This window comes from Dactylosporangium sp. NPDC000521, assembly GCF_042898305.1.
Lineage (GTDB): Bacteria > Actinomycetota > Actinomycetes > Mycobacteriales > Micromonosporaceae > Dactylosporangium.
The window spans coordinates 281,217-293,930 of record NZ_JBIAYW010000001.1; the positions used below are offsets into that span (position 1 = coordinate 281,217).

13 protein-coding genes and 2 pseudogenes are annotated in these 12,714 nt (G+C 71.2%); 13 read left to right on the forward strand and 2 right to left on the reverse strand.

Features of this window, described 5'->3' with window-relative positions; genetic code table 11:
• Nucleotides 1-3 precede the first annotated feature (3 nt).
• From ACFY3L_RS01280 to ACFY3L_RS01305, 6 genes are all read left to right on the forward strand, one after another.
• Nucleotides 4-561 (forward strand): VOC family protein, encoded by a 558-nt coding sequence (locus ACFY3L_RS01280; RefSeq protein ID WP_389317243.1) that lies wholly within the window; start codon nt 4-6, stop codon nt 559-561.
• 80 nt (nt 562-641) lie between these two features.
• A complete protein-coding gene (locus tag ACFY3L_RS01285) occupies nt 642-1,856 on the forward strand; it encodes an ABC transporter substrate-binding protein (RefSeq protein ID WP_389317246.1) in 1,215 nt (404 codons plus the stop codon).
• A 15-nt stretch (nt 1,857-1,871) separates the two neighbouring features.
• The gene (locus ACFY3L_RS01290) at nt 1,872-5,390 is read left to right on the forward strand and encodes an ATP-binding cassette domain-containing protein (RefSeq protein WP_389317249.1); all 3,519 of its coding nucleotides are present in this window, start codon (nt 1,872-1,874) and stop codon (nt 5,388-5,390) included.
• Nucleotides 5,383-6,915 carry an AMP-binding protein gene (locus ACFY3L_RS01295; RefSeq protein WP_389317252.1) on the forward strand — a complete coding sequence of 511 codons (1,533 nt, stop codon included), beginning with the start codon at nt 5,383-5,385 and terminating at the stop codon, nt 6,913-6,915. Before ACFY3L_RS01290 ends, ACFY3L_RS01295 begins: the two co-directional genes overlap by 8 nt.
• Nucleotides 6,912-7,814 (forward strand): phosphotransferase family protein, encoded by a 903-nt coding sequence (locus tag ACFY3L_RS01300; RefSeq protein ID WP_389317255.1) that lies wholly within the window; start codon nt 6,912-6,914, stop codon nt 7,812-7,814. Before ACFY3L_RS01295 ends, ACFY3L_RS01300 begins: the two co-directional genes overlap by 4 nt.
• A gap of 14 nt (nt 7,815-7,828) precedes the next feature.
• Nucleotides 7,829-8,167, forward strand: a complete 339-nt coding sequence (locus ACFY3L_RS01305; protein WP_389317258.1) for a DUF6285 domain-containing protein — start codon at nt 7,829-7,831, stop codon at nt 8,165-8,167.
• Here ACFY3L_RS01305 and ACFY3L_RS01310 read toward each other — a convergent pair.
• On the reverse strand, nt 8,164-8,790 hold the full coding sequence (locus tag ACFY3L_RS01310) for a TetR/AcrR family transcriptional regulator (protein WP_389317261.1): 627 nt from the start codon (nt 8,788-8,790) through the stop codon (nt 8,164-8,166). The genes ACFY3L_RS01305 and ACFY3L_RS01310 overlap by 4 nt on opposite strands.
• A gap of 99 nt (nt 8,791-8,889) precedes the next feature.
• On the opposite strand from ACFY3L_RS01310, the gene ACFY3L_RS01315 reads away from it, so the two are divergent.
• From ACFY3L_RS01315 to ACFY3L_RS01335, 5 genes are all read left to right on the forward strand, one after another.
• Entirely contained in the window at nt 8,890-9,873 is a 984-nt protein-coding gene (locus ACFY3L_RS01315) for an NAD(P)H-dependent flavin oxidoreductase (protein ID WP_389317263.1), read from the forward strand.
• On the forward strand, nt 9,870-10,649 hold the full coding sequence (locus ACFY3L_RS01320) for an enoyl-CoA hydratase-related protein (protein WP_389317266.1): 780 nt from the start codon (nt 9,870-9,872) through the stop codon (nt 10,647-10,649). Before ACFY3L_RS01315 ends, ACFY3L_RS01320 begins: the two co-directional genes overlap by 4 nt.
• A gap of 108 nt (nt 10,650-10,757) precedes the next feature.
• Nucleotides 10,758-10,973, forward strand: coding sequence for a hypothetical protein (locus ACFY3L_RS01325; RefSeq protein WP_389317269.1), 216 nt, complete (start codon nt 10,758-10,760; stop codon nt 10,971-10,973).
• Nucleotides 10,974-11,158: 185 nt separating this feature from the next.
• Nucleotides 11,159-11,335, forward strand: a complete 177-nt coding sequence (locus ACFY3L_RS01330; RefSeq protein WP_389317272.1) for a hypothetical protein — start codon at nt 11,159-11,161, stop codon at nt 11,333-11,335.
• Between the two features lies 1 nt (nt 11,336).
• Nucleotides 11,337-11,564 (forward strand): hypothetical protein, encoded by a 228-nt coding sequence (locus ACFY3L_RS01335; protein WP_389317275.1) that lies wholly within the window; start codon nt 11,337-11,339, stop codon nt 11,562-11,564.
• A gap of 335 nt (nt 11,565-11,899) precedes the next feature.
• On the opposite strand, the pseudogene ACFY3L_RS01340 reads toward ACFY3L_RS01335, so the two are convergent.
• A pseudogene (locus ACFY3L_RS01340) lies at nt 11,900-12,082 on the reverse strand (MarR family transcriptional regulator); the annotation flags it as partial.
• Between the two features lie 48 nt (nt 12,083-12,130).
• Between ACFY3L_RS01340 and ACFY3L_RS01345 the strand changes: the two are divergent.
• Entirely contained in the window at nt 12,131-12,544 is a 414-nt protein-coding gene (locus ACFY3L_RS01345) for an SDR family oxidoreductase (RefSeq protein ID WP_389317278.1), read from the forward strand.
• Nucleotides 12,508-12,706: pseudogene (locus ACFY3L_RS01350) on the forward strand (transposase family protein); the annotation flags it as partial. The gene ACFY3L_RS01345 and the pseudogene ACFY3L_RS01350, both read left to right, overlap by 37 nt.
• Between the last annotated feature and the right edge of the window lie 8 nt (nt 12,707-12,714).

Consider the following 12,714-nt stretch of genomic DNA (forward strand, 5'->3'; position numbering starts at 1 on the left):
AACATGGCCGAGCGAGAATTCGAGATCGGCGGCATCAACCACCTCGCGCTGGTGTGCAGCGACATGCGCCGCACGGTGGACTTCTACACCAACGTGCTCGGCCTGCCGTTGATCAAGACGGTCGAGCTGCCGAACGGGATGGGCCAGCACTTCTTCTTCGACTGCGGCGGTGGCAACGCCCTGGCGTTCTTCTGGTTCCCCGGTGCGCCGGACAAGGTGCCCGGTGTGACCCATCCCGGTGCGCTGCCCGGGGTCGGCGACATCGCCAGCGCGGTCGCGTCGATGAACCACGTCGCCCTGCAGATTCCGGCCGACAAGTTCGACGAGTACCGCGAGCGGCTGCAGGCCAAGGGCGTGGAGGTCGGGCACGTCGTGTTCCATGACGACAGCCCGTCCACGATCGCGCGGCGCATGCACGACGGCGTCTACGTCGGCTCGCTGTACTTCTTCGACCCGGACGGCATCCTGCTGGAGTTCGCGGCCTGGATGCGGGAGCTGACCCCGGACGACGTCCGCCACGAGCCGGCCGCGCCGGTGGTGAAGGCGGCTGCGAAAGCCTGAACGGCCCGCTGTTCCATTTTTCTAAAACTGATGTCAGTATCAGCCCACACCCCAATCCCTTTGCCTTGATGGAGGCATCCATGAGGACGCTGCGGACCCGCCTCGCTGCGGCGATGCTTGTACTGCCACTCGCGTTATCCGCCTGCAGCAACGACAAGACCAAGTCGAGCGCCGCCCCGGGCGGCGGCTCATCGGCGGCCGGCAATCCGGTGAAGGTCATGCTGATCTACGACGAGACCGGTTCCGGCGCCGCCCCCGAGCTCGTCGACGGCGCGAACGCCGGTCTGGCGCAGGTGAACGCGAACGGTGGCATCAAGGGCCGGCCGGTCGAGATGACCGTCTGCAAGACCGGAAACGACCCGAACATCGCGGACAACTGCGCCCGCCAGGCCCAGAGCCTCGGGGTCGCGGCCGTGGTCGGCGAACTCACCCTGCAGAAGGGCCACGAGAAGATCCTCCGGGAGGCGAAGATCCCGATCATCGGTGCCGTCACCTCCGGCACGGACCTGGCGGAGATCGCGCAGTTCCCCCTCGACGGCAGCACCCCGATCCAGACCGCGTCGCTGGCCAACGCGCTGGCCGCGCAGGGCTTCAAGAAGATCAGCATGGCCCGCATCCAGATCGACGGTGGCGGGGCCTTCAGTGGCTTCGCCAACCAGGGCCTCACGTCCGCCGGCCAGAAGATCCTTAACGACGTGCCCGTGCCGACCGGCGCCGCGGACATGGCGCCCTACGTCCAGGCCGTCCTCGCCAACGGCACCGACGCCATCCTGACCGTGCTGCCGGGCACCGACTCGACCGCCTTCATCAAGCAGCTCAAGAAGGACGCGCCGAACATCGGGATCGGCATCATCGGCACGCAGAAGGAGAAGGTCGCCGACGCGCTCGGGGCGGCCTCGGACGGCCTCTACGAGGCGCTGGGCTACCTGCCGCCGTCGTACGAGAACACGGCCACCAAGAACTACGTCGCGGCAATGTCGAAGCAGGGGATCAGCGAGACGCGGGGCTTCCGGCTCAACGCCTACGCCGCCGTCCTCGCCTTCGCCGAGGCGGCCAAGCGGGTGCCCGACCCGACCAGCACCGCCCTGTGGGACGCGCTGCCGACGATGAGCGGCATCGACATCGGCCTCACCCCGCCGATCCAGTGGCAGAAGGGCAACGTGGGCGGATACCCGCGGATCTTCACCTCCTGCGCCTTCATCGTGAAGTACAGCGGCGGCAAGGAACTGCCGGTGTACGACACCTTCCGCGACGCCTACACCGGTCAGAACTGCACCACTCCGCCGAAGAGCTGAGGATCGGGCCCACACATGCTGACTGACGTGATCAGGTTCGCCGTGCTCGGACTCGGGGCCGGCGCGATCTATGGCTTGTCCGCCCTCGGAATCGTGCTGATCTACCGCGGCTCCGGGATTCTGAACTTCAGCCAGGGCGCGGTCGGCATGGTGGGCGCCTACGTCTTCTACCTGCAACGCGAGGCCGGCATGGCCACGCCGGTGGCGGCGCTGCTCGCCATCGGCGTGGGCCTGGCCGTCGGCGCGCTGATCCATCAGCTCGTCATGCGACCGCTGCGGGACGCGCCGCCGGTGTCGCGGCTCATCGCGACCCTGGGTGTCTTCGCGTTCCTCTTCGGCCTGGGCCAGTACCTGTTCGGCGTGGGGAAGGCCCGGATCGTCACCTCGATCCTGCCGGACGGCTCGACGACCGTGCTGCCGGGCATCCGGATCGGGACCGACCGGCTCGCGATCCTCGGTGTCGGGCTGGTGCTGGCCGTCGTGCTCACGGTCGTGTACCGCTCCACCCGTTTCGGCCTCGCCACCTCTGCCGTCGCCGAGAACGGGCGGGCGAGCTCGGCGCTGGGCATCTCCCCGGACACCATCGCGACCGTGAACTGGATGGTGGGCTGCGCGCTCAGCGTCGTGTCGGCCGTGCTCATCGTCAGCATCGGCACGCTGCAGGTGGAGAACCTGGCGATGCTCATCGTGCCGGCCCTCGCCGCCGCCCTGCTCGGCGGCTTCAAGTCCTTCCCGCTGACGATGGCCGGCGGGCTGCTGATCGGCATGCTCGAGTCCGAGGTGGCCTGGATCGGCACCCGCCAGCACGCCGACGGCTGGGGCCAGACGGTGCCGTTCATCGTCATCATCCTCGTGCTCGTCATCTCCGGGCGTTCCCTGCCGCTGCGGGGCGAGGCGATCCAGCGCCCGCCCCAGCTCGGCACCGGCATCGTGCGCCCACCGGTGCTGATCGGCACCGGGCTCGTCGCCCTCGGACTGCTGTACTTCGTGTTCCCGCCGGCCCTGCTCAGCGCCACCGAGATCACCCTGGCGCTCGGCCTCGTCGTGCTGTCCCTGGTGGTCGTCACCGGCTACACGGGACAGTTGTCGCTGGCGCAGATGGCGCTCGCCGGTATGGGCGCCTGGATCGCCGCCCGCCTGGTCGCCGATCACGGCGTGCCGTTCTGGGCCGCGCTGCTGATCGGCGTGGTGGGCGCGGTCCCGGTCGGCATCATCGTCGGCCTGCCCGCGCTGCGGACCCGGGGCATGAACCTGGCCGTGGTGACGCTGTGCCTGGCCGTGGTGCTGGAGCACCAGATCTTCTCCTCGACCGAGCGCACCGGTGGGTTCACGGGCATCAACGTGGGCTCGCCGAAGATCTTCGGCATCGACATGGACACGTACTTCTGGCCCAGCCGCTACGCGATCTTCTGCCTGGTGGTGTTCATCCTGGCCGCCCTGATGGTCGCGAACCTCCGGCGGGGCCGGGCCGGCCGCCGCCTGGTGGCCGTCCGGTCGAACGAGCGCGCCGCGGCCAGCATCGGCATCAGCGTGGCCCGCGCCAAGATCTTCGCCTTCGGCATCTCGGCCGCACTGGCCGCGGCCGGCGGCGTCCTGCTGTCGTTCCGGCAGCCCAACGTCACCTTCATCCCGACGTACACCGCCTTCCAGTCCATCTTCGCGGTCGTGTTCTCGATCATCGGCGGTATCGGCTACCTCGTCGGTGCCGTCATCGGCGCCATGTACGCCCCGGCCGGGCTGCTCTCCGGGGTGATCTCGCAGCTCTTCCCCGGCACCGCGTTCGCGCAGTTCATCTCGCGCAACGAGGTCGGGCAGATGATCCTCGGCCTGACGCTGCTCATCGTGCTGCCGCAGCTGCCCAACGGCCTGGCCACGCAGCGGCTGCCCGCCCGGCTGATCCCCAAGTGGGTAACGGCGCGCAGCGGCCGCCGGGCGCGCCGGCGCGACGTCGCGGAGCTGGAGGGGGAGACGACGTTCAGCGTCGCCGAACGGCCGGTGGACGTGCGCGGGCTGACGGTGCGCTTCGGCGGCGTGACCGCGCTCGACGACGTGGCGCTCACGCTCGTGCCGGGGCAGGTCCACGGGCTCATCGGGCCGAACGGGGCGGGCAAGACGACCCTGATCGACGCGTTGACCGGGTTCGTGGACAGCCCGGGCGCCACGATGACCCTCGACGGCCAGGACATCGGCCGCTGGCCGGCCCAGCGCCGGGCCGCGGCCGGCATCAGCCGCTCCTTCCAGAGCCTCGAACTGTTCGAGACGATGACGGTCCGGGAGAACCTGCTCGCCGCCGGCGACCGCCAGGACTGGCCCGCGTTCCTGTCCAACCTCGTCCTTCCGGGCCGGGACCGGTACTCGCCGGCGGCGCTCGCCGCCATCCGCGAGTTCCACCTGGAGGACGACCTCGAACGCAAACCTGACGAGCTGCCGTACGGTCGCCGCCGGCTGCTGGCCATCGCCCGCTCGGTCGCCACCGGCGCCTCGGTCCTGCTGCTCGACGAGCCGGCCGCCGGTCTGGACGACGCCGAGACCGCCGAGCTCGGCCACCTCATCCGCCGGCTCGCCACCGAGCTGCGGATGGCGGTGCTGCTCGTGGAGCACAACGTCTCCGTCGTGCTGGACGTGAGCGACCAGGTCTCGGTCCTCAACTTCGGCAAGGTGATCGCGACCGGGACGCCCGCGGAGATCCGATCCGACCCGGCCGTCATCACCGCCTATCTCGGCACCCAGGACACTGCTGACGACGCCGCCGTCGAGACCGCCGGGTCCGCCGAACGGACAGGTCCGGTCGAGGTGATCGAGCGTGAAGCGGCGCCCGCGACCAGGGCGGCCGCGGACGGCGAGCCGCTCATCGAGGCCCGCGGGCTCAGCGCCGGATACGGGGACCTGGCCGCGCTGCGCGACCTCGACCTGGTGGTGCGGCCCGGCGAGATCGTGGCGCTGCTCGGACCCAACGGCGCGGGCAAGACCACGACGCTGCTGACCCTGGCCGGTGAGCTGAAGCCGCTGGCCGGCACCGTGCGGTGGCGCGGCAGACCGGCCTTGGCCCGGCTGCACCGGCGAGCGCGCGAGGGCATGGCCTTCGTACCCGAGGAACGCTCGGTGTTCATGCAGCTGACCGCGGCCGAGAACCTGCGCCTCGGCCGCGGGCCACGCTCGCTCGCGCTCGACGCGTTCCCCGAACTGACCCCGCTGCTCGACCGCCGGGCCGGCCTGCTGTCCGGTGGCGAGCAGCAGATCCTGACCCTCGCCCGGGCGCTCGCCGGACGGCCCGCCCTGCTGCTCGCCGACGAACTCTCCCTCGGCCTGGCGCCCCTGGTCGTCGACCGGCTGCTGCGGGCCATCCGGCAGGCCGCCGACGACGGACTGGGCGTCCTGCTCGTCGAACAGCAGGCGGCGCGGGCACTGGAGGTGGCCGACCGGGCGTACGTGCTGCGGCGCGGCCGGGTGATCACCGAAGGGGCCTCGGCCGAGCTCTCCAGGGACTGGTCGAAGCTGGAACGCAGCTACCTGAGCGAGGTCGCGAGTGGGTGAGCCCGCGCCGCAGGAATTGGACCCGGCCCGCGTGCTGCCCGGCCTGCTCCGCCGGCGGGCGACCGAGCTGGCGGAGCAGGACTTCCTGATCGACGTCGAGCGGGGCCCGGTCACCTACGGCGCGTTCCAGCGGCGGGTCGAGCAGTTCGCCGGGCTCCTGCTGCAGCAGGGTGTGCAGGCATCGGACCGGGTCGCGGTCCTGCTGCCCACGTGCGTCGACGAACAGGCGTTGTGGATCGCGTGCGGGTGGCTGCGCGCCGTGCAGGTGCCGATCAACCCGGCCTACCGCGGCGACATGCTCCGGCACGTGCTGCACGACTCCGGGCCCCGCCTGATCGTCACGGTCGCGGCCCGCGCCGACGAGCTCCGGCAGGCCGCGGACGCCGACGCCGCGGTCTTCGTCCTGGAAGTCGGGCAGCCACTGGCGTCCGACCCGGCGGTGCTGGCCGGGCTCGAGGACCCGAAACCGTGGGACACCGCCGCCATCATCTACACCTCCGGCACCACCGGGCCGTCCAAGGGCGTGCTCACACCGTGGGGCCAGCTCATCACCGGCATCGACGCCTTCGACGACGTCGGCCCCGGCGACGTGCTCTACGCACCGTTCGCCGCGTTCCACCTGGGTGGCAAGGTGCCGCTGCAGATCGTCGCGCACTGGGGCGGGACGTTCGTCTTCCGCGACGGCTTCAAGACCGACCGCTTCTGGCCGGATGTCCGCGCGCACGCCTGCAACCGCGCCTGGGCCTTCTACGCGATGGCGAACTTCCTCTGGCAGCAGCCGCCCCGCCCGGACGACCGGGACAACCCGGTCGAGAGCATCACCGGTGGCCCGCTGCTGCCCGACTACGCCGCGTTCGAGCAGCGGTTCGGGCTGCGCATGCGGACCAACTACGGGATGACCGAGGCCGGCTGGCCGATCGCGACCGGCGACCAGGTCGTCGACCATCGCAGCTGCGGCCGCGCCCGGGACGGATACGAGCTGCGCATCGTCGACGACTTCGACACCGAGGTCCCGGCCGGGCACATCGGTGAGCTGATCGTGCGCGCCGACCGGCCGTGGACGATGAACCAGGGCTACCTGGGCAGGCCCGTGGACACCGCGCGGGCGTGGCGCAACGGCTGGTACCACACCGGAGACGCCTTCCGCCGGGACGAGGCGGGCAACTACTACCTCGTCGACCGGGTGAAGGACGCGATCCGGCGGCGATCGGAGAACATCTCGTCGTTCGAGGTCGAGTCGATGGTCACCGCCCACCCCGACGTCCTGGAGTGCGCCGCGATCGGCGTGCCGTCCGACGACGGGGAGGAAGAGATCAAGATCTGTGTCGTGCCGATGCCGGAGGCGAAGCTCGACGCCCCGGCGCTGTCGGAGTTCCTCGCGGCCACGATGCCCCGGTTCATGGTTCCCCGCTACATCGAGCTCCTCGACGAACTGCCGAAGACCCCGACCAGCAAGGTGCGCAAGGTGGAGCTCAAACGCGACCCGTTCACCGCGGGCACGTGGGACCGGGTGGCCGATCGATGAACGAGACAGCCCTCACCGCGGCTCTCGGCGAGCCGGTGACCGGATTGGAGCGGCTGACCGGCGGCTCGTCCCGCGAGGTCTGGGCCTTCGAGGCCGCGGGTCGCGACCTCATCCTCCTGGCCGATCCGCCCGGTGAACGCCGCGGCGGTGGCGCCGCGTTCGAGGCGAGCGTCATCCGGGCCGCCCGCTCGGCCGGTGTCGCGGCACCCGAGGTGATCGCGGTCGTGCCCGGCGGACTCGTCCTGCAACGGCTCGACGGCGAGACGGTGCCGCGGCGGATCCTCGACGCCCTGACGACCGGCTCCGCCGGACCGCGGCTCGCCCGTCAGTGCGGCGACGCCCTCGGCCGGCTGCACACCGTCGATCCGGGCGCCGTCACGGCCCTGCCGGACGAGGACCGGCTCGTCGAATACCGGGCCACCCTCGACCGGCTCGACCCCGACCGGCCGGTGCTCGAGCTGGCCTACGGGTGGCTGCTGGAGCACCGGCCGCCGCGCCGCCGGACGACCCTGACCCACGGTGACTTCCGGCTCGGGAACTTCGTGGTCGACGGCGACGGCCTCGTCGGGGTCCTCGACTGGGAGTCGGCCCACCGCGGCGACCCCCTCGAGGACCTGGGCTGGATCGCGGTGCGCAGCTGGCGCTTCCGCGGACCGGGCGTGGTCGGCGGCTTCGGCGACGTCCAGGACTTCCTCGACGGGTACCGGGCCGCGGCGGGCGTCGACGTGTCCGACGCCGACTTCACGTGGGCAGTCGTGCTGGGCACGTGGATCTGGGCGGTCGGCTGCCTCCAGCAGGCCGACCGGCACCTGTCCGGGACGACCCGCTCGATCGACCTGGCGCTGGTCGGCCGGCGGGTGGTCGAGGTGGAGCACGACCTGCTCGGGCTGCTCCGGTGACGACGGGAGTACACATGCCATCGCACGCCGCGGTCCCCGACCACAACGAGCTGCTGACGGCCGTCGTGGAGACCTTGCGCACGGAGCTCCTGCCGCTGGTCAGCGGGCGCTCCCGATACCTGCTCAAGGCGTGCGCCGCCGCGCTCGAAGTGGTGCAGCGGGATCTGACCGCCGGGGCGGAGCGCCGCCAGGTCGACGGGGCGGTCTTCGCGCAGCTCGGCGTGCCGGACGAACAGGCCCTGGTCGCCGAGATCAGGGCCGGTCTCGCCCCGGACCGGTTCGCCGCGATCCTCGCGGCGCTGGGCCCGCGCACCGAGGTCGAGCTGCGCGTCCTCGGCCGTGACGATCGTTAGGCCGGGTCTTGGTCCTCCGGGCGCCAGTAGATGGCGTGATACCAGATGCCGGCGAGCGAGTCGATCGCCGCCTCCTCGTCGACGACGGAGTCGCCGTTGTCGCCGCCCTGAGCCAGCCACACGTAGCAGGACAGCTCGAGCATCGAGGACAGCGCGGACGAGGTCATCCGCACGTCGATGCCCGGGCAGTAGCCGTCCTTCTGGGCCCGTTCGATGCCGTGGGCGATGAAGTCGATGGCCGAGCGCCGGATGTCCCGCCAGCTCTCCAGGAAGGCCGGGTCCGCCATCGACGCCTGGAACACGCCGCTGAGCGCGCCGAGCCGGTCGCGGTAGGTCTCCCAGAAGATGGTGATCGCCCTCCGGATGGCTTCTTCGGGCGGGCGGCCCTCCTGGTACGGCACCGCGATCTGGGCGCGCGTGTCCTCGTGGAAGGCCTGGGCGAGGGCGGCGAGCACGTCGGCCTTGTCGGTGAAGTAGTTGTAGAAACTCGCCGGCGACCGCCCCGCGGTTCGCGCGATGTCCTCGACCTTCGTCGCGAGGTAACCGCGGGTCGCGAACTCCTTGCGGGCCGCCTCGAGGAACGTGGCCGCCGTGCGCGCCCCTTTGGAGTACTGGCGTGGCATCGCCCCTGCTTCCGTCCAACACCGAACTCTGAGAACTAAAAGTGATATTAACATCAAGTTTGCGCCCGAATTCGGGGCGTGCGACAGGAGACAACCGGCATGATCGAGACGCGCTTCACCCGTGAGTTCAACGTCCGGCACCCCATCGTGCAGGGCGGGATGCAATGGGTCGGCCGAGCCGAACTGGTGGCCCCTGTGGCGGACGCCGGTGCGCTCGGATTCCTCACCGCGCTCACCCAGCCGACACCTGAGGCGCTCGTCAAGGAGATCGCCCGCTGCCGGGAGCTGACCGACCAGGAGTTCGGCGTCAACCTCACGATCCTGCCGGCGATCTCGCCGCCCCCGTACGCCGAATACCGGGCCGCGATCATCGAGTCGGGGATCCGGACCGTTGAGACGGCCGGGTTCAGCCCGGAGGAGCACATGCCCGCCTTCAAAGCCGCGGGCATCAAGGTGATCCACAAGTGCACGAGCGTGCGGCACGCGGTCAAGGCCGAGTCGCTCGGGGTGGACGCCGTGAGCATCGACGGCTTCGAGTGCGCCGGACATCCGGGGGAGGACGACGTGCCCGGGCTCGTGCTCATCGCGGCCGCGGCCCGCCGGATCTCCGTGCCGATCGTCGCGTCCGGCGGGATCGCCGACGCCCGCGGTCTGATCGCCGCGCTGGCGCTGGGCGCCGACGCGGTGAACATGGGCACCCGGTTCCTGTGCACCGTGGAGGCCCCGGTGCACGAGAACGTCAAGCGGAAGATCGTCGAGGCGAACGAGCGCGACACCACCCTCATCTTCCGGACCCTGCACAACACCGCCCGCGTCGCGACGAACACCGTCAGCCGTGAGGTCGTCGAGATCCTGCGGGCCGGCGGTGAGTTCGCCGACGTGCGCGACCTCGTCGCCGGAGTCCGCGGCCGCGAGGTCTACGAGACCGGTGACATGGAGCGAGGGCTCTGGACCGTGGGACAGTCGCAGGCGCTGATCGACGACATCCCGACGGTTGCCGAACTGGTCACGCGCATCGTCGCCGAGGCCGAAGACCTCATCACCAGCCGCCTTTCCCCGCTGGTGTCGGCGGCGGGACGATGACCGGCGACGCCGTGCTGGTCACGACCGACGGCCCGGTCGCGACCGTCACCCTGAACCGCCCCGACCGGCTCAACGCCCTCGACCTCGCGGGCATGCGACTGCTGGGGAGCCGGCTGCGCGAAGCGGCCGGCCGCCCCGGCGTGCGCTGCATCCTGCTCACCGGGCAAGGGCGCGCCTTCTGCGCCGGCGCCGACGTCTCCCCGGCCGGCGCGGCGACCGGCGGCGCGGACGGCCGCGCGATCGTCGCCGCGGCCAACGACGCGGTCCTCGCCGTGATCCGAGCCGACGTCCCGGTCGTCGCCGCCGTGAACGGGCCGGCGGTCGGCGTCGGCGTCTCGTTCGCCCTCGCCTGCGACGCGGTCGTGGCCGCCGACACGAGCTGGTTCCAGCTGCCGTTCGTCAACATCGGGCTGGTGCCCGACGGGGGAGCGAGCCACCTGCTCCCGGCGGCGATCGGGCGGGTGCGGGCGAACCGGATGGCGCTGTTCGCCGAGCGCGTGCCGGCGCCGTCCGCGCTGGTGTGGGGCCTCGTCTCGGACGTCGTCCCGGCCGCCGACCTGCTCGACACCGCCCGCACATTGGCGGCCGGGACCGCCGGAGCGTCACGCGAAGCGCTGCGGCGCGCCAAACTGGCCCTCCGGCGGGCGGCGGCCGACGACCTCGAGGCGGCCATGCGCCGCGAGCTCGAGGACCAGGGCGAGCTGCTGGACGGCCCCGACTACGCGGAGGGTCTGGCCGCGCTGCGGGAGCGACGCGCCCCGGCCCATCCCGCGTAGGGACGTTCGTGGCGGAGTGCTTCGCGGGCGATGGAACGGCGGTGAACGACGCCGGGGCTGTCGGCGATGCGCAGGACCCGGGGCCACGCGGAGCGGTAGGCGAGCGGGGTGCCGTCGCTGCCCCCGGCGCCGCCGAACATCCCGATCGCCGGGTCGATGACCGCGGTCGTCATCGCCGGCACGGGCGTCCCCGCCGGCGCCCGCCGCACCCCCGCATCGCGGGCCACGTCGTTGCGGGCTCGGCAGCGCCTCGCCCGTCGGAGGCCGGCGCAGTACCACCGGACCAGCCGCACCGGTGAGCGCGAACGACGAGCGCGGCGGTGATGCGCGCGGCGATGCGCGCGTCCGATTGCCGGGTCGCCGTGTACCTCGAACCGATGGCGTCGTAGCTGACCATCCCGCCAGTCTCCACCTTGAGCCGGCCGACTCGGACTGCACCGTGCGTATGCTGACGGCCATTGATGCGGGGTCGGTGCCGCGGGATGTGGTGTTCAGCAGGGGGGTTTGCGGTGTTGGTGGTCTGGCAGCGCACAGGCTCGACTCCCATGCATGGCTATCACTGGGTGGACGGCCCGGTGGTGAAGAACGTCGGAAGGTTCAAACGCGGCGCACGGGCCGAATTGATCGGCCAGCGGCCATCGTTCCGCACGGCTGCCGCAGCGTCCCTGTTGAAGCTGTTCAGCTGACATGGCGGGCAGGCACGCGTTCACGTTCCCGGTGATCGACGAGATGCGGGACTACGTGTCATCGATCGTCGAGGAGATGGCCGGGACCTTCAACATCTCCGAGGCTGAGGCATTGTCGATCATCAACGATCACTGGGCATTCCACGAGATCGGACCGGACAACCTGCTCGGCCATGAAGAACCGGACTACTGGGCGCGCACGATTTACGAGCAGGACCGATACGAATGACCTATGCGCGTCGCTGACGGTGGGCGGGAATGCAGCTCACGGCGGTCGTGGTTCAGCCGGTGAATGATGGAGGCAGAGCGGCCGGCTCACCCAACCGGTGGCATGGGGCCGGGACTGGCGACCGCGCGCACCAGACGTTCCAGGTGGCCGGCCAGATCCCGCCGTTGCTCGGGGGTGAGCGCAGCGAGCAGCTCGTTCTCTCGGTCGAAGATGCGGCTGGCCACTCGGTCGACCAGTTCCCGGCCCGCGACAGTCAGGTGCACCAGCACCCGGCGGCCCTCACCGGGTTCCCGCGTCACCCACTCGTGCCGTTCCGCCCGAGTGAGGCGCTGGGAGATCGCGGCGGCCGTGACCAGGGTGTGCTCGGCCAGCTCGCGGGTCGTGAGAGTGTACGGCTCGCGGGAGCGCCGCAGGGTTCCGAGCAGGTCGAGCAGCGCCGGATCGACGTCGAGCGTGGCGAGCAGGCGGCGCCGCTCGTCGGCGAAGACCTTCGCCAGGTGCCAGATGCGGGTGATCACCGCGACCGACGAGGGGTCCAGGTCGGGGCGCTCGCGGCGCCACTGGTGATGTGCGCCGGCGGCAACCCGGCCATCGGCAGGCCTGATCCGGGCGACCTCAAGGGCGTTGCCGCCCTGCTGGACGAGACTCTTGCCAGCAATCTGCGGTCCGCCGCGCTGACCTGCGCCGCGGTGGAGCCGCACCTGGCCGACGGGGCATCCGTGGTGCTGTTCGGATCGATCGCCGCGGAGCGCGGCGTGGGTTTCTACGGCCCGGCCAAGGCGGCCGTCTCGGCATTCGCAGTTGGTCTGGCCGGCCGGCTGGGCCCGCGCGGCATCCGGGTCAACTGCGTGTCGCCCGGCTACATCGCGGACACCGAGTTCTTCCGCGGCGGCATGACCGCCGACCGGGACCAGCAGCTGCGCCAGCAGACGATGACCGGCCGCACCGGCCAAGGCTGTCGCGCCGGCAGAAGGCAGTGAACAAGGCGCACGCGAAGATCCGGGCCTGCGGCGAACGCGCGATCGCCACCCTCGACCTGGAAGATCCTGGCGACGCTGCGCTGCTGCCCACGCCGAGCCACCACGATCGTGCAAGCCATCCTCGCCCTGCACCGTGTCGAGACCAGCCGCTACACGGGATGAAAGTGGCT